This window comes from Psychrobacter sp. CAL346-MNA-CIBAN-0220 (assembly GCF_040309805.1).
Classification (GTDB): domain Bacteria; phylum Pseudomonadota; class Gammaproteobacteria; order Pseudomonadales; family Moraxellaceae; genus Psychrobacter.
In genome coordinates this window covers 296,670-313,614 of the sequence record NZ_JBEOPF010000001.1, presented here as the reverse complement: position 1 = coordinate 313,614, position 16,945 = coordinate 296,670, and the positions used below count along the sequence as shown (strand labels likewise).

Annotated in this window: 14 protein-coding genes; 8 read left to right on the top strand and 6 right to left on the bottom strand. The window is 40.4% G+C overall.

Annotated elements, in window-relative coordinates; all coding sequences use genetic code 11:
• Positions 1–29: 29 nt before the first annotated feature.
• The 4 genes from AAEY88_RS01230 to sohB all read right to left on the bottom strand — a co-directional run bounded on the left by AAEY88_RS01230 (position 30) and on the right by sohB (position 4,569).
• On the bottom strand, positions 30–1,400 hold the full coding sequence (locus tag AAEY88_RS01230; RefSeq protein ID WP_350557883.1) for a phosphotransferase family protein: 1,371 nt from the start codon (positions 1,398–1,400) through the stop codon (positions 30–32).
• 63 nt (positions 1,401–1,463) lie between these two features.
• Entirely contained in the window at positions 1,464–2,711 is a 1,248-nt protein-coding gene (locus AAEY88_RS01225) for an acyl-CoA dehydrogenase family protein (protein WP_407074412.1), read from the bottom strand.
• A gap of 77 nt (positions 2,712–2,788) precedes the next feature.
• Complete coding sequence (locus tag AAEY88_RS01220) at positions 2,789–3,409, bottom strand: DUF1543 domain-containing protein (protein WP_350557880.1); 621 nt, start codon at positions 3,407–3,409, stop codon at positions 2,789–2,791.
• Positions 3,410–3,600: 191 nt separating this feature from the next.
• The gene (sohB, locus tag AAEY88_RS01215; RefSeq protein ID WP_350557877.1) at positions 3,601–4,569 is read right to left on the bottom strand and encodes a protease SohB; all 969 of its coding nucleotides are present in this window, start codon (positions 4,567–4,569) and stop codon (positions 3,601–3,603) included.
• Positions 4,570–5,118: 549 nt separating this feature from the next.
• Between sohB and aspS the strand changes: the two genes are divergently transcribed.
• The 4 genes from aspS (at position 5,119) to AAEY88_RS01195 (ending at position 9,891) form a co-directional block, all read left to right on the top strand.
• Complete coding sequence (gene aspS / locus AAEY88_RS01210; RefSeq protein ID WP_350557874.1) at positions 5,119–6,963, top strand: aspartate--tRNA ligase; 1,845 nt, start codon at positions 5,119–5,121, stop codon at positions 6,961–6,963.
• 67 nt (positions 6,964–7,030) lie between these two features.
• Positions 7,031–7,996, top strand: coding sequence for a lysophospholipid acyltransferase family protein (locus tag AAEY88_RS01205; RefSeq protein WP_350557871.1), 966 nt, complete (start codon positions 7,031–7,033; stop codon positions 7,994–7,996).
• A 122-nt stretch (positions 7,997–8,118) separates the two neighbouring features.
• Entirely contained in the window at positions 8,119–8,913 is a 795-nt protein-coding gene (locus tag AAEY88_RS01200; RefSeq protein ID WP_350557869.1) for a glycosyltransferase, read from the top strand.
• Positions 8,914–9,030: 117 nt separating this feature from the next.
• Positions 9,031–9,891 carry a hypothetical protein gene (locus tag AAEY88_RS01195; protein ID WP_350557867.1) on the top strand — a complete coding sequence of 287 codons (861 nt, stop codon included), beginning with the start codon at positions 9,031–9,033 and terminating at the stop codon, positions 9,889–9,891.
• Positions 9,892–9,900: 9 nt separating this feature from the next.
• On the opposite strand, the gene AAEY88_RS01190 is transcribed toward AAEY88_RS01195, so the two are convergent.
• The gene (locus AAEY88_RS01190) at positions 9,901–11,004 is read right to left on the bottom strand and encodes a glycosyltransferase (protein WP_350557865.1); all 1,104 of its coding nucleotides are present in this window, start codon (positions 11,002–11,004) and stop codon (positions 9,901–9,903) included.
• Between the two features lie 152 nt (positions 11,005–11,156).
• On the opposite strand from AAEY88_RS01190, the gene AAEY88_RS01185 reads away from it, so the two are divergent.
• From AAEY88_RS01185 to AAEY88_RS01175, 3 genes are all read left to right on the top strand, one after another.
• Positions 11,157–11,924, top strand: coding sequence for a hypothetical protein (locus AAEY88_RS01185; RefSeq protein ID WP_350557863.1), 768 nt, complete (start codon positions 11,157–11,159; stop codon positions 11,922–11,924).
• A 93-nt stretch (positions 11,925–12,017) separates the two neighbouring features.
• The gene (locus AAEY88_RS01180; protein ID WP_350557861.1) at positions 12,018–12,716 is read left to right on the top strand and encodes a putative nucleotide-diphospho-sugar transferase; all 699 of its coding nucleotides are present in this window, start codon (positions 12,018–12,020) and stop codon (positions 12,714–12,716) included.
• Positions 12,717–12,866: 150 nt separating this feature from the next.
• Positions 12,867–13,934, top strand: a complete 1,068-nt coding sequence (locus AAEY88_RS01175) for a glycosyltransferase (RefSeq protein ID WP_350557859.1) — start codon at positions 12,867–12,869, stop codon at positions 13,932–13,934.
• A 198-nt stretch (positions 13,935–14,132) separates the two neighbouring features.
• Here AAEY88_RS01175 and AAEY88_RS01170 read toward each other — a convergent pair whose 3' ends face one another.
• Positions 14,133–14,996: a glycosyltransferase gene (locus AAEY88_RS01170; protein ID WP_350557857.1), complete on the bottom strand. Its 864-nt coding sequence runs from the start codon at positions 14,994–14,996 to the stop codon at positions 14,133–14,135.
• A gap of 342 nt (positions 14,997–15,338) precedes the next feature.
• Between AAEY88_RS01170 and AAEY88_RS01165 the strand changes: the two genes are divergently transcribed.
• Positions 15,339–16,943 carry a glycosyltransferase family 39 protein gene (locus AAEY88_RS01165; protein WP_350557855.1) on the top strand — a complete coding sequence of 535 codons (1,605 nt, stop codon included), beginning with the start codon at positions 15,339–15,341 and terminating at the stop codon, positions 16,941–16,943.
• The last annotated feature ends 2 nt before the right edge of the window (positions 16,944–16,945 follow it).

Genomic DNA, 16,945 nt, shown 5'->3' with positions numbered 1-16,945 from the left:
TTTTTTAAACAGCCTAGCTTTCAGAAAGTTCAATCTTTAAATGGTTTATAATTTTGGTTTTTAGCTTGCTTAGCGCTGTCCTCAAAATAACTTTTGGGCAAAATACCTTTGATAACTGATTGTACAGAACTGGGCAGCTTTTCAATACGGGCAGTATCAACGCCCATATCTTGTAAATGTGGCTGTAGATGACTGATAAACAGCGCCTCGCCTTCATACTTAGCAATCAGTTTAAGGCATTTGGCATGTAATACCTGCACGATAATCCAAAAGTTTTTAAAAGCAGGATTACTGGTTTGCTTATGATAATAGCGATAATAAATCTGCTGGACAATACCCGCCAAGCGAAATAAACCAAACACTTCATAAAATGTCCAGTTTTCAACTTTCAAGCCAGTCTTCTTAAGGTAGTATTCAACCACTTCATCTCGCGTCATCATACCCTTAAGATGGGTTGGCTGCCGACGAGACTGCTGCATAATGATATTATCATCTGCTTCAATCCAATATGCTAGTGCACTCCCTAAATCCATCAGTGGATCACCGAGTGTCGCCATTTCCCAATCGAGCACACCGATGACTTTAGTAGGGTTTTCAGCATCTAAAATGACATTATCAAAGCGCCAGTCATTATGAATCACGCAAGTGCTACTATCCGCTGGTGTGTGCTTGTTAAGCCATTGACGCACCAGTGCAAAGCTAGGCACATTAGGGGTTTTTGCTTTAACGTAACGCTTATCCCAACCAGCCACTTGCCGCGCACAGTAGCCGTCACCACGACCTAACGCGACCAGTTCAGGATTATCCTGATAATCAACTTGATGTAGCTCAATCAAGGCATCTAGCACATTAGTACATAAATCGCGCGTTTGTGTAGGATTAAGTTCAATATCTTTAGGCAGATTGGCACGCGGTATAATACCTTCCATACGTTCCATAATATAAAAATCTGCGCCAATCACGTCTTTATCAGTACACAGCGCGACCATTTTTGGTACATACGGATAAACATCGGTAAGGGCTTTTTGTACCGTATATTCGCGTACCATGTCATGGGCAGATTTTGCCTTGGTACCTTTCGGTGGACGACGCAATATTAAATCTTGGCCCTCATGTTGAGAGCCATATTGTAAACGATAGGTCCAATTAGATGCGCCGCCGGAAAATTGAGTAACGACAGGCTCCCCTTTGATATCAATATCTTGGTCACGTAGCCAACTGCTAACTGCTTGGGCGTCGAGCTCCTCGCCATCACGAATAGCACCACCTTTGTCTAATAGCTTATTTAATGGCTTATTCAATAGTTGAGCATCTACTGCAGCTTTTTTATCAGTATTGTTATCGGCATTGCCATTAGCATTGCTGTCAGCATTACTTTTAGTATTGTTATTATCTGCCATGCGATATTCCTTATCATCTGGTTGTATTATTTTTTTACTTAGGCTATTTTAATTGCTAATCGATTAAGATTTAGGCTTAGACGGACGATGAAAACCCTGACGCTTTAACTCTAGCTTCGCAATCATGGTTTTGTGCACCTCATCAGGACCATCCGCCAAGCGCAGCGCCCGTGCTTGCGCAAAAAAGCTTGGTAGCATTGTATCTTGACAAACGCCCATACCACCATAAATCTGAATGGCCATATCAACCACTTCTTGTAATACTGTCGGTGCAACGACTTTAATCGCTGATATTTCAGTCAAGGCTGCTTTCGTTCCTTGCGCATCCATTTTTTGCGCCGCATATAACGTGAGTAGACGCGCCTGATCAATCTTAATCCGCGCTTCAGCAATACGCTCTAGATTACCACCTAATTGCAATAAGGGTTTGCCAAAAGCTGTACGCTTCATACCGCGGTGAATGGCAAGCTCAAGAGACTTTTCCGCCGCGCCAACACAGCGCATACAATGATGAATACGCCCTGGCCCTAGGCGACCTTGGGCAATTTCAAAGCCCATCCCTGGGCCGCCAATAAAGCTGCTAACTGGCACGCGTACATCGGTGAAGCTAACTTCGCCATGACCATGCGGGGCATCATAATCACCAAAGACTTTGAGCATGCGCTCAATATTGACACCTGCTGTTTTAGCCGGAACCAATACCATAGAATGCTGATGGTGGCGATCTTTAGTATCATCAGGCGTATAAGCCATTACAATCAGTAAATTAACGGCAGGATCTCCAAGACCCGATGACCACCATTTGCTACCATTGATGATAATCTCATCACCATCAACCACGGCGGTCGCTTGCATATTAGTGGCATCACTGGAGGCAACATCAGGCTCAGTCATACAAAATACTGAACGCGTTTTACCGGCTAATAGTGGCGTCAACCATTTATCTTGCTGCTCGGGGCTCCCATAACGCCATAATAGCTCCATATTGCCGCTATCAGGGGCATTACAGTTAAAAACATACGGCGCAAGTAAACTGCGTCCAGTCAGCTCAGCAATGGGCGCATAATCTGTCACTGACAATCCTGCACCCAACTCATCATCCGGCAAAAACAGGTTCCACAGACCAGCAGCGCGGGCTTTTGCACGCAAAGTTTCATATGCTTCTGGCCATTGCCAGTTACGCCAATTACCATCGGGGTTTTGCTCGTGACAATCTTTCCAAAACTGAGTTTCTATGGGCTCAATATAGGTGGCAATGAAGTCTGTGACTCGCTCATGCATGGCTTGGCCGTGGGGAGTAGTGCTAAATATTGTTGTAGACATAAACTTATTCCTCTTCCTTGTTGGATATTTTTAGTAAATTACTTTTGAATAATAGGGATTTAAATTTATCCTAATTCGCTAAGTTTACGCAATTTTTTTAAACTTAAATAACCGATATAAGCGTGGTCTTCTGGTATTTTTTCTTCTGATTCTAGCTCGTTACTTGATAATGGGGTTATAAGCAAACGACCACCCATTAATAAATCATTGACATCATAAATCTCATCGATATCCACTTGCTGCTTGTCATCGATATGAGCTGCCGCATTAAATGGCGTATTTTTATCCTTAAAACTATACTGTTTATAAAAATCTGATTGTTTGGCTTGTTTAATAGCATCAGCCTGGGTAAGCGCGACGATCAATAACTTATGATGGAACTCTTCAAACTCGCCAGTAAGATAGCCCCCTAAATTAATAAAAAATAATTTTAAATTATGATCATTTTCTTCTACTTCGTTTTCTTTTCTGCTGCTAGTAAGCTGCCACTGGATACGGTAATTGCCTACTCTAGTCACTTGACGGTAAGCGTCTAAATGCCATGTATTTTTGACCTCAGGCCAATGGGTATTAATGGCTTCAACGAAATCACCGATACGGTCGCCGACTCCAAAGAACATGTCGTGTTGCTCAATTAAACGTCCTTTTGGTCTGCCGCCAATTTTAATCATGAACAATTCTGGCATCATGGTTCCTTTAATTCACTTCATTGAGGTATAGGACTCATCATTTATAGCATACCTCTTATTAACAAGCAGCAAAAAGGCGCGACCAGCTAGGCCACGCCTTTAGAATATCTAACTATAATAACAGTGGTTGTTACTTAATATTAATAGCCATGTCTATGCTATATCAATAACCCTTAACCACTAAAATGCTATTTTAAGATGTTTAATCGGCTATTAAAGTCAAAGCGCATCAAAGCATCCGGCAGTTTATCAACAGCCATACTGAGCGTCGCCTCGGCTGCTTGCGACAAACCCAACTTCTCTGCTAAGGTTGGCTTTTGGCGTGAATGCAGTGCATATACTTCATTATTATCCATTAAATCTAAAATATAGCTGTCAGAGGTTTGCAGGCTATCAATGAGATTTAAATGCAGCGCATCTTCACCATACCAATGCTCACCAGTCGCAACTTTATCTAAATCAAGCATCGAGCGATAGCGATTGACGAAGTGCTTGAATAGCTGATGGGTTTGTTCCAACTCTTCTTGATACTTAGCGCGATCTTCGGCATCGTTTTCGCCAAATACGGTGACGGTGCGCTTATAATCACCGGCGGTAAACATCTCATAATCAACATCGTGATTTTTTAGCCATTTATGAAAGTTAGGTAATTGTGAGACCACCCCAATTGAACCAATAATCGCAAAAGGTGCTGCAATAATATTATCCGCGACACAGGCCATCATATAACCGCCACTGGCAGCAACTTTGTCTACGCATACAGTCAATTTCAAACCCGCATCTTTAAGACGTACCAACTGTGCCGCTGCTAGACCATAACCATGTACCAAGCCGCCGCCTGATTCGAGGCGCACAACCACTTCATCGCCCTTATTAGCGGTACTTATTAGAGTACTAATCTCTTCGCGCAAGTGCTTCACGGCACTGGCTTTAATATCACCATCAAAATCAAGTACGAAAACTTGTTGACCTTTATTTTTACCTTTGGCTTTGTCTTTTGCAGCTTGCTTGGCTTTTTTTGCCATAACTTTTTTGAGTTTTTTTAGTGCCGCTTTACCTTGGGTGGCCTCCATTAGGTCTTCACGGCGTTGCGCTTGAGTCTTATTAAGATGCATGACTTTAAGTTCAATGGGATTTTTGGGTGGATGAAATAGCATAAATGGCATTCCTTAAATGAGTAAAACGATAATGACGTTTTTAGGGTAAATTTATTAATATTAAATGCTTAGTATCAGGCTGATATGCGCGCAACATCGATACTTTTCAAGCATGGCAACAATATTTAATGATGTGTGAATTAAAGGAATAAACGGACAACAAGCTAAGTGTTACTGACAGCTGTTCTGTAAGGAGTGTTGTATAACAAAAGCAGTTTAGGCATAATATGCGCTTACATCTATTTTTATGCCGCCAACGTGACGACATTTTGTCTTGATCGCGTTTTATCTGCTATTCTTTGATGGTCTTGATTAACGATACCAAGCATCAAAATAGTAACGCTTTCAGCCAATTTTTTTCACTACTAACCAAGCTGACCTTACTTATTAGTACTGAATTAGTACGGAAATTTATTAGTACTGGACTTATTAGTGCTGATGACTTTGTCGGTTTTTGCTGGGTTGGTTGAAATCTATCAGCGATGGCTGCATTATTGTTCTTTGAATTGGGCAGACAACTGGATAACTACTATTATGACGCAGAGCACTATGACACAAAGTGACATGACGACGCACAGCGAATACCGAGATGAATATTGCGGCGCCGTAGCCGAAAACTTACTAGAACAAACCATCAGTATCGTCGGCTGGGTACATCGCCGCCGCGACCACGGTGGAGTGATTTTCTTAGATATGCGTGACCGTGCCGGTATTCTGCAAGTGGTTGTCGATCCGGATACGCCAGAAGCGTTTGCCACCGCTGATGCGGTACGTCCTGAATACGTCCTCAAGATTACCGGCCGCGTTCGTCGCCGTTATGAAGGCACTGAAAACGCCAATATGACCAGTGGTCAAGTTGAACTTTTGGGTAAGCAAATTGAAGTATTGGCCAAGTCTGAAACCCCGCCCTTTCCCTTAAATGATGAGAATACAACGGTATCAGAAGACTTGCGTCTAAAATATCGCTACCTTGATATGCGTCGCCCGCAGATGCAAGATCGCATGGTATTTCGTGCCAAAGCGACCTCAGCGATTCGCCGTTATTTAGACGATCACGGCTTCTTGGATGTTGAGACTCCTATTTTGACCAAAGCTACTCCTGAAGGCGCTCGTGACTATCTGGTACCTTCACGTACGCGTCCAGGTAGCTTTTTTGCGTTGCCGCAGTCGCCGCAGTTGTTTAAGCAATTGTTGATGGTGGCAGGTTTTGATCGTTATTATCAAATTGCCAAGTGCTTCCGTGATGAAGACTTACGTGCCGATCGTCAACCTGAATTTACGCAGGTAGATATTGAGACTTCTTTCTTAAATGAAGAAGAGATCATGAACATCAACGAAGGTCTTATTAAGCACGTATTCAAGACTATGCTGAACATTGAACTTGCTGACTTCCCGCGTATGACTTACGCAGAAGCCATGCGCGACTACGCTTCAGACAAGCCTGACTTGCGTATTCCATTAACATTAGTTGATGTTGCAGACCTTATGCAAGGCGTTGATTTCAAAGTATTTGCAGGTCCTGCTAATGATCCTAAAGGTCGCGTTGCTGCGTTACGTGTTCCTAATGGCAGTAGTATTAGTCGTAAGCAAATCGATGAATATACTAAATTTGTTGGTATTTATGGTGCCCGTGGTTTGGCTTATATCAAAGTCAATGATGCCAGCAACATTAACAATGGTGTCGATAAAGAATCTGGCTTGCAATCACCGATTATCAAGAACATGACTGATGATGTGCTTGCCAGCCTAATCGAGCGTACCGGTGCGCAAGATGGCGATATTATCTTTTTTGGCGCTGATAAAGCCAATGTTGTCAATGATGCGATAGGCGCGCTACGTCAAAAGATTGGTCTTGATCTTAAGATGACTACCTGTGAATGGGCGCCACTTTGGGTGACTGACTTCCCCATGTTTGAAGAAACAGACGATGGCCACTGGACCTCAATGCATCATCCATTTACTAAGCCTAAAGGCTCAGTTGAAGAGCTGAAAGACAGCCCTGCAACGGCTCTATCTATCGCTTATGATATGGTATTAAATGGTACCGAAATCGGCGGTGGTAGCTTACGTATTAATACCCTTGAGATGCAAAAAGCGGTATTTGAAGCCCTTGGTATCGACGAGCAAGAAGCCGAAGATAAATTTGGCTTCTTACTTGATGCCTTGAAATTTGGTGCGCCGCCGCATGGTGGTTTGGCGTTTGGTTTAGATCGCTTGATTATGCTTATGGTAGACGCAAGCTCTATCCGTGATGTCATTGCATTCCCAAAAACCAAGACAGCTGAATGTCCATTAACCCAAGCGCCTGCAGAAGTGGAACCTAAACAGCTGCGTGAGCTAGGTATCCGTCTGCGTGAAAAAGCGCAGCCTGATGCTAGCAAACCAGCTCAGTAGATAACCTAATGCTGCGTATTTGCTACTTACATTGCTTGTTATGTTATTTATCACCATGTGAGTGGTCATGAATCCGTATCATATATTTAAATTTGTGCCCTTGTCTGTATTGCAGATGCTGGCACGTTTCGTTGCCTGGGTGATAATGTGGCTACCAAATTTGAGTATCATACGTATCATTAAAATTAATATGACACTTATTGACCCAGCATTGTCTGACCTGCAAAAACAAACTCTAATCAAAGATATTGTTCGGCATCAGTGCCTAAGTAGTGTTGAATCTATTAAAAGTTGGGCAATGTCACCTGAATGGAGCATTGCCCAAATTCGTGATGTCCACAACCAAGATATATTACTGGAAGGATTGGCCAATCCCAACGGTATGCTCGCCATTTTGCCGCATTTGGGTACATGGGAAATAATGAACGCCTGGCTCAATCAGTTTGGCTCGCCAACCATCATGTATAAACCGGTTAAGGGTAATATTACCAATGCATTTGTGCTGCAAGGACGCGCCCGCCTTAACGCTACTTTAGTACCAACGGATGGTAGCGGAGTCAAAGCCATCTTTAAAACGCTCAAACAAGGGGGTTTTAGTATTGTGCTACCGGATCATGTCCCTGACCCGTCAGGCGGGGTGGTCGTACCCTTCTTTGGTGTTGAAACCTTAACCAGTACCTTGGCTTCCAAACTTGCCAGCAAAACCAAATGTGCGTTGGTTGGTATCTCTTGTATTCGCCGTGAGGATAGGCGTGGCTTCGATATTTATTGTTATAAGCTCGATGATTCAGCGCTATATAATCGTGATGCTTATATTTCAACCCATGCATTAAACCAAGCGATGGAGAAGATGATTAAGAATCATTGCAGTCATTATATGTGGGGTTATCGACGCTTTAAACACTTGCCCGTTTTAGGTAATCCTTACCGTGCTGATGATATAGCACTGGCTGAGTATATCCATGCTAACGCTTCTACAAACGATGAGAGCAATCCTAATAAGAAACATCATTTAGATAATGATGATTTATAAAAATAATAATATAAATATTTAAGTACGAAGGCTTATAACCAGCCCCACCTAGGCTAATATTTTTAAATTTTTCGCCTTTCAACTAGTTAGTATTCTATTATTCATATCAATACGAGTGCACCATGGCAACTGAAACCTCATCGATTACCCAAACTCAAACAGACGCGAGTGCAGCTGAACGGCGTTATATTATCTGTATGAAATGGGGTGATAAATACGGTGCTGAGTATGTCAATCGTTTGTATAATATGGTCAGCCGGCATTTAACAGTAGACTTTCAAATGATCTGCTTAACTGATGACCAGGTCGGAATCGATCCTGCGGTACATTGCTATCCAATTCCTGAGATGAATCTGCCATCCGATCTACCTGAGCGCGGCTGGAAAAAACTCACTACCTTTCAGTCCAATTTATATGACCTCAAAGGGGTCGCCCTGTTTTTAGATATTGATATTGTTATTGTTGATAATATTGATGGCTTCTTCACTTATGAAGCTGAGCATGATGATAGCGTGGTTATTATTCGTGATTGGAAAAAACCGTGGCGCATGATTGGTAACAGCTCTGTTTATCGCTTTAAGATTGGTATGCATACCTACCCTGACCTACTGACAAACTTTGAGCGTAACTTTGATACCATTCATCAGCAAGTACGCCATGAGCAGGCTTACTTATCTAACTATTTACGCGAACATCATCACTTAGAGTACTGGGATAAAACCTGGTGCGTTAGCTTCAAATATCAATGTATCGCGCCCATTCCGTTTAATTTAATACAAGCGCCAAAGCTGCCTACTGGTGCAAAAATTGTTATTTTTCATGGTGAGATTAATCCGCCAGATGCTATTGCTGGCGGCGGTGGTAAGTGGTATCGTCATGTGAAACCAAGTCCATGGCTCAAGCCGTATTGGCAATAAATATGTGTAAACGCTAATTAAACGTTAACCCTATTAACAATTTACAATTGACAAGCACTCTAGCTATGAGAGGAAGCAATTGCACGAAATGGTTGAAAACAACTATTGGAAAATAATATGGCACTACACTTAGGACTACCTCCTACCGCTGGGTTTGATATTGATAAACAACTTATCACCATTCGCGCTTTTGATGCCAGTGAGGCCAAGCAAAATTTACATAAGCACGCTGTAAATATTATTGCCTCTGGCCCTTCTATCGCTAATTTAGTGTTCTCAGAGCTGGTAGATATCCCTACTATTTTTGTCAACGGTAGCATTAGCCTAATTGGTCAGTATGATTTCACTGATGTCATCGGTTACGTGATCAGCGACGCTCGCTTTATCAACCATCAACCTGAAATCTTAGAAAAGTACTATAGAGGCCAGCCTTTGTATGCGACCTTGGCTGTATTCGAGGCGATGGCCGTAACACACCCTAATATCATGCGCATTTATCATGATTCCATGCGGGTTTTATACCCAGTAGATCGGCCTTGGGGCGTCAAATCAAATAAGCTTTTATTTAGTAAGTTGGCTTTTAGAAAAAAATTACTCAATAAAAAAAAGCCTTTATTAAGTTTTGCTGATCATCCAAATTTTGTCATTGACAGCTTTCATAAACACAACCCTATCGGCGTCTCTCTTGATATTACTTATGGATTTGTAGAAGCAGGAACCGTGGTTTATGTCGCCACTCAATTGGCTTTTTCGCGGCAAGCCAGTGCTATTCATCTATACGGTGTTGACTTGCTAAACAGTAATCAGCCACGATTTTATGAAAACCAAGACAATAGTGCCCCGAGTAAACTTGATAAAGCGATTAGCGATCGTATTGTACCGTCGTTTAATCTATTGGGGAGAGTGTACAAAGAACACGGTATTCCAGTGATTAATCATTCGGCGATTTCTAAAGCGTTGTTTGATAATCTTGATTGATAACGTTCTCTAGTCTAGCACTCGACCAAACTGCAGGTACTGATGAGCGACCCGGTTGGGGAACAACTGCTGATTCAATGGTACTTTGTAGTGATTTAGATTATCTATTGCATGACTCATTAGCGTTGCTAATCCATCAATATCGCCTACGGGTACTAAGTTTTGCTCAGGCAGTAACTCTCTTGGGCCAAAGGGACAGTCGGTACTAATTACCGCTATCTCTAATGCTTGCGCCTCGACAATAACATAGCCAAACCCTTCAAACTTAGAAGTAAGTACTAGCAACGCTGCATCGGCAATCAATGGATAAGGATTGGCTTGAAAGCCTAAAAATTTGACACAGTCGTCAACACCGAGTTGGATCGCCAACTGCTTAATCTCATCTTCAAGGTTGCCTTTACCGACCAATACCAAAGGGTACTTCAAGTCTGTTTTAGCATACGCTTGCAACAAGTCTCGATGACCTTTCATCGTATCGAATGACCCCACATGAATCATATATTCTTTAGCGGTCAACCCAAACTGCTCAATAGCTAACGGGCCTGCTGCTGCTTGCTTAATCTCATTGATGTCGCAGGGATTATAAATCGTTGTCGTTCTATTAAGATCATTACCGATAAGCGCTAGCAAGTCCTTACGCGCGCCATCACTGACGCAGCTACAAGGATGGGCGCCATAGACTATTTTTAAGTGCGCGATAATCTGAGCAGGCGCTGTCGATAGCTTATCTTGAAATTGTCTAGATAGCGCAGTGTGTAATACATTGACAATATTTGGCAGTTGGCTATAAGCCATAATCCAATTTACTTTATAGATATTAGCCAGTATCAGATCCGGCACTCCTATATTTTCCAGCACATAACGATCTATGCGCTCAGCAACCATCCTATATGCTGCTGCTTGCTCCAACTGTTGTTCAAAAAGAGGCTGATTATAGGGCACTACATGGTGCTGGACCCTAGGATCTAGCGGCATTTCCTGCGTATCTTCCAGACAAAGCACATGAACGCGATAATCCATTTCCGCGTAAGCACGCGCTAATGTGGTTACCATACGTTCAGCACCGCGACCTTCTAACGCTTTGAGTATCAGTAAAATAATAGGTTGTTTCATAGAAGTCTTGATGTAGTTTTATAGTTAGTATGTAAATAGGTTTATTGTTCAGTTAATTATAGACAAGATTTTGTTACTTTCATACTTTAAGAAGTCTACAAAGCGGATATATTAGCTAATATGAATATATTTGTTATCAGGACATTAATGAGATGATAGCACCTTCAAAATGGCATGAAAAACTCACTTTCCTATTCAAAAGTGATAAAACGCTAAATGCTGGCACAATTATTGGAAATTTCAATAATAAAAGTATTAATGAGATGAAATTAACTCTTATCACAGAGTCAATGTGCGATCCTACCGCGTTATCTGATAAGCCTCGGCTTAAAAGCTTAGAAAAACACTTGAACAATTTGAAATATCAATTTGTTGGTCAATCAGAACTGTGTTTTTATCACGCAACATTGATTGTACTGATACGTCGTGATTATAAGCTTGAGGAAACATTTGCTGAGTTTGAAACGTTATGGATGACAGAAATTGATTATTTGTTAAAGCACCTATCATTGCGCTGGATTATCTCTGCTTGTGATACTTTTATTGATCATTCAGATGATGCAATTAGAACGGCTATCTTGATGAATGTCACCACGTTGATTAACACCTTAAAGGTCTATGAGACCAAGCAGTTTTTACAACTAAGTGCTTCCCTTGAACAGACAATATTATTAAATGATAAAATCGACACGCTCTATCGTACTCACCTGCCATTATATGATAGTCTCACCTACTTTCGTATTGGCACCGATGACACCCTAAAAAACATGCGCCTCCGCTATCAAAAGTTTTACGACCTCGATAAACTGGCAACTACTATGTTATTATTTGTTTTTGATAGACTGCAAAATAATAGTAGTGCTTTTTCTATCTTGCGGTTGTTGCACAAAGACGATAAGTCTAAATGGTGGTTGGATTAACGGTAGATGTTTTTGATTAACTTTCTTACTACACTCTAACATCAAATAATTTCCTAGTAACTTTGTCCTCATTCAAATTTTATAGAGTGTTCAATGACTAAAGCTCAATACCCCTTATACTTTGAAAGCATCAGCTCTCAAGACAGCTTCATTATATGTTGTTTTTATACCGACAGCTATCGCAATCACGCCCTATCTTTGAGGCAATCGCTTGACGATTTTGGCTTAAGTTATTATTTAAAAGAAGTTGATGATGCAGGATATTGGGAGGCGAATACCCGTATTAAACCACATTTTATTTTGGAGTGTTTACAACAGTTTCCTGATAAAAATGTCTTGTACTTAGATGCCGATGCTCTGGTTAAAAAACCTTTAGATTATTTCAATAATATTAACGCCGATGTGGCATTTTATAAGACAAAAGGTATGCCTGGTATGTCTCATGACTACCTAGCCAGTACTATGTTTTTTAATAATACTGCTAATACGGTTAGTCTGGTTGAGCAGTGGATTACTGAACAGATAGAGGGCAAACGTACACAGGTCGATCAAGATAGCCTTGATGTCGCTATGAATAAGCTTGCCGATAAACTGACTGTTGAGCCACTCAATCCTGGCTACATAAAAATATTTGATAAAGACTATGATGGTGACGTTTATATTGAGCAATATCAGGCAAGCCGTGGTCATACTAAGCTTAAACGTCAAAAAATCAGACGACGGAACCGACTTCTAATACTTTCTATATTAACCATTATTATATTAGTAACAGTAGTGCTGATTATTAATTAGATTATATTTGAACCTGTAGTAAGTATAATATTTACTGGAAACACTTTATAAGTGTTCATTTTCTAAATTGTTTTTTTAGTTATATTGTTGTTATAATATGTAATAAATATATTTACATTAATAAGAGAGCAATTAATGGGATTTGATACTATGGATATTTCTGCAACGATTACTCAGCAAACAGGTAAGCCAAAAAACGTCAATACTTTAGCATTCTGTGTTGATGAAAATTATTTACCTTACGCTTTGTTCGTTGCTGAGCAATTCATAAATCTACATCCAGAAATTCCATGTGACGTCTGTATATGTGTACCTGATATTAATAAAGTTCCTGAAAAATTTATTAATACTCAGATTCGTTTTATTGAACTACTTATTAACGGTATAGAATCTTTACCAGTAGGACAGCTTAGTCTTGCAGCATATCATCGTTTATTTTTACCTCAAATTTTTGAAGACACCTATAAGTATATTATCTATTTAGATGCCGATACCTATATTAACCAACCATTTTATAATGATTTACTACATTATATAGACAGTATGAAAGGCAATTTTTGTGTGGCTGCTTCTGCTGATATTATGGAATTAAAATTCCGATCATCTTTTAATGAAAAGCCAAGAGTCGTAGACTTATATGTAAAAACTTATCACCATTTCGAACATGTTTATCGCAACTCTGGAGTTTTAGTGTTTAATACTAAAACTTATATCGAAGAAAATGTATTATCTCAAGTATTTTCTTATGCTGTTAAAAATACCGACAAGTTGCAATGCCATGATCAGTCTGCACTTAACGGTGCGCTATTAAATAATATAGCACTCTTACCTTTTGATTTTAACTGGCAGATAAATAAACTTACCTATAAGTTTACAAATACTATGAATCCTTATATTATTCATTTTATCAGTAACAACAAACCTTGGCGTACAGATAATAAATATACAAAGCAATATCAGAGCTTTTATACAAAATTTTTGTCAGAGTTTTTTCCTGATATTAATCAGGATATGTTGACTATGTCTGCACAAAGACGTAGAGCACCAAAGTACGATAACCCATTTAGAGAATTAATATCAAGAGGATGTCAAAGCATGAAGAGTAATCTAATAGATTTTTTTACGGAAGCAACAATTTCTCCAAAAGATAAATATAACATTAAACAGGTATTAATAGAGTCACCTTTTTTGGTATCTACCAATGATCGTGTTAGTTAAAAAGATAGTAGTGACAACAATCAGCCTATAATGTAGTCAAATCCTTATTGATATATAACTACTCTTATCTTTACAAGATCTTTATTTGGTAAGCTATTTACTGTTTGTATTTATCTTTCTGATATTACAATTATGTGATTTCAACTACAATCTAACAATATTTTAGTCTGGGCCTTGCTTTTCAGTATTATTGAAAGTTTAACGGTTAAATAATCGCGATAAAAACGATCTAGGACCGTCTGGACGCGTTATTTTGTTACCTTTATAACGACGATGGGATTTTTTGGGAAAAGTACCAAAAGCGTCCACTCGGTAATTATCTAACTGATAGCCAGCGGCAAGCGCTTGGTTATAATAGCTATCGAACAGTTCGACCAGCTCTTCCCTTGGATGCGGCGTTATTTTACCATCAAACCAATGCTCAAAGCCTTCTGCACCAACCCTTGCTAGCGCGTATTTATGGCTGAACTGAGTTCCCATATCTGAATAATGTAGTATCTTAATATCTTCTATTGCTAACTCTTCTCCGTCTACACAGTTGTAGCTGTCTTGATAAGGCTCCACCATTTGTGGATTTTGTTCAATCATATCCATCATTTTTTGATGACTATCAGGATCTTTTCTGAGCTGCTCGACAGGTAGAATTATATCTTGGGCTTTGCTACAATCCCAGACACAAGTACATAAACGAACCATATCAGCGTTTGTTTTTGCAGCTACTATTGCTTGATCATTGATAGGATGATTCCATAATTCTGCTAAGTCGCTTAAGATGACAACATCAGCATCCATATAAATTGCTTTTCCAGAATAATTACAATATTCCGGAATGGCCCAACGAAATCCTGAAAAAGGAGTTGCCCATTTAGTGGTATTCCAACCCTCATCTGTTTCAGGATTTGAATACCAATAGCTTTTAGGATCATGTGATAACTGCATCCAGACTATTTCAACTGGCGCTCTGGTATGTTTGTGAATACTGTAATCCAATACCATCATCTGTTCTAGATCGCAGTTGTTAGGATCACATCCGACAAATACTTTAATAATCTCGTTATTCATAATGTATTCTCTTAAGTCTGTAGTTATATTAGAAAATAATTAAAAAATATTATTGAACAATATGATAATAGAATTTCATATATTAGCTGGTTAGATACAATGACTTACTAGAATATAATAACTTACTAGATAATTAACAACTTGTTATATATTCGCTAAACAACACTTAACTGTAGTCAAAATTATAGATAGAAGTTGCCCTACTATGACTGGACATCGATACACTCTATAATGACGCTGAACTCCCCCATACCCGCTCTGCTGCGCTACCGAATTCATGTTTTAAAGTAACTTGAGCCAGTATGAGCATAAGATCAGACAAACTATAAAAAGAGTGTAGTTATGACCACGCCATTCTCTAACAAGCCAACCTCTTACGCCTCACTAAAAGCTGACGATATTAATAATAACGGTGATAACAGGGAGAAAGAACAAAAACAGTGGCGATGGTTTGGTTTATTTTTACTGGTATACTTTCTTATTTGGTCACTCGCGCCAGCCTTTCTCGCCAGCAGCGTACCGCTCGATGTCAGTGAAGGTGTCAGCTGGGGTAGCGAGTGGCAATGGGGCTATTATAAGCACCCCCCACTATCATCATGGGTATTGTACAGCTTTTATCAGCTATTTGGGCATGTTGGCCCTTATTTATTGAGCCAATTATCTGTGCTGTTGACGCTATTTTTAGTTTATCAGCTGGGTAAACAACTATGGTCACCAGCGACTGCCTTACTTGGTAGCACGCTGACACTCGCAGTCGTTTATTATACTTATCCCAGCCTTGAATTTAACCATAATGTCGCGCAGTTCCCTATTTGGGCAGGATTGTATTTAGTATTTTATCAAGCATTGACGCGTAACCGACTGACAGACTGGCTGTTACTGGGCGTACTAGGCGGGCTTGGTATGCTCACCAAATACAGTGTCGTATTCTTATTACTGCCTATGGCGCTGTATTTACTATTACCAAAACAATGGCCATTACTCAAGCAGCCCCAACCGTGGATAGCCGTTTTCGTGATGCTAGCGATATTTGCGCCGCATTTATACTGGCTCATGATGCATGACTGGTTACCACTCACTTATGCCAACGGACGCTCACATGATGTCGGTGAAGCCGCAAATAATATTAAGCGCCATTTTAGTTGGGTAAGTTTTATTATCGCCCAGCTTATCGCCCATGTTCCGCTACTATTAATGCTAGTCTTGAATCGTAAACGCTTATTTAGTATCAGCGCTTATAAGCACAACCTACCCGCTGGTGCACCGTTATTATGGTATCTTTGGGCAGCACCAATGGGTGTCTTAATTGTCTTAAGCTTAGTATTTGGCATCGGACTACGCGACATGTGGGGCATGCCGATGTGGGCTCTATCAGGATTATTAGCTGCATCCTTTATTGTGCCAGCTACGCAAGCTTTGACAGCTATTAAACTACGTAAAGCCCTGGTTGTTTGGCTGACGTTTGCAACAGTATTGATGATAGTTTATGTTGGATTTGGCGATAAGATACGTCATAAACCATCGCGAATGAATTGGCCTGAACAAGCTTTAGCAACCCAAGCACAAGACACATGGCAAACGCTAAGCAGTTGTGCGCTCGATAGCGTGTCAGGTGATCGCTGGCTTGGGGGATTAGTGGCAATAAATAATGGCTTCCCATCACAAATGATCTCAGGACCTGCCAGCCATTCACCATGGATGAGTATTGAGCGCCTTCAACAGTATGGCACCTTAGTCATGTGGCAAAATGAGGGTGACAATATCGTGCTACCCTTGCTTGATGAAGTAGATGTAATAAAGGCTACTACAAAGAACCTCAATCCATTAATAAAACAACAAGGTCAATGGCAGATTGCATGGCGGGATAACAACGCCACTGAGCCATTAACGGTAAACTGGATTGCTTATGTGCCCAGTCGCTGTGTTCAATCGCAACATAAGTCTTAAGA

Excerpts from the sequence above, each read along its gene's own strand:
- AAEY88_RS01165 (WP_350557855.1), top strand. The coding sequence starts at position 15,339 with ATGACCACGCCATTCTCTAACAAGCCAACCTCTTACGCCTCACTAAAA.
- AAEY88_RS01200 (WP_350557869.1), top strand. The coding sequence starts at position 8,119 with ATGGCAACTGAAACCTCATCGATTACCCAAACTCAAACAGACGCGAGT.
- AAEY88_RS01180 (WP_350557861.1), top strand. The coding sequence starts at position 12,018 with ATGACTAAAGCTCAATACCCCTTATACTTTGAAAGCATCAGCTCTCAA.
- AAEY88_RS01185 (WP_350557863.1), top strand. The coding sequence starts at position 11,157 with ATGATAGCACCTTCAAAATGGCATGAAAAACTCACTTTCCTATTCAAA.
- AAEY88_RS01190 (WP_350557865.1), bottom strand. The coding sequence starts at position 11,004 with ATGAAACAACCTATTATTTTACTGATACTCAAAGCGTTAGAAGGTCGC.
- AAEY88_RS01205 (WP_350557871.1), top strand. The coding sequence starts at position 7,031 with ATGAATCCGTATCATATATTTAAATTTGTGCCCTTGTCTGTATTGCAG.
- AAEY88_RS01195 (WP_350557867.1), top strand. The coding sequence starts at position 9,031 with ATGGCACTACACTTAGGACTACCTCCTACCGCTGGGTTTGATATTGAT.
- sohB (WP_350557877.1), bottom strand. The coding sequence starts at position 4,569 with ATGCTATTTCATCCACCCAAAAATCCCATTGAACTTAAAGTCATGCAT.
- AAEY88_RS01220 (WP_350557880.1), bottom strand. The coding sequence starts at position 3,409 with ATGCCAGAATTGTTCATGATTAAAATTGGCGGCAGACCAAAAGGACGT.
- AAEY88_RS01170 (WP_350557857.1), bottom strand. The coding sequence starts at position 14,996 with ATGAATAACGAGATTATTAAAGTATTTGTCGGATGTGATCCTAACAAC.
- AAEY88_RS01175 (WP_350557859.1), top strand. The coding sequence starts at position 12,867 with ATGGATATTTCTGCAACGATTACTCAGCAAACAGGTAAGCCAAAAAAC.
- AAEY88_RS01230 (WP_350557883.1), bottom strand. The coding sequence starts at position 1,400 with ATGGCAGATAATAACAATACTAAAAGTAATGCTGACAGCAATGCTAAT.
- aspS (WP_350557874.1), top strand. The coding sequence starts at position 5,119 with ATGACACAAAGTGACATGACGACGCACAGCGAATACCGAGATGAATAT.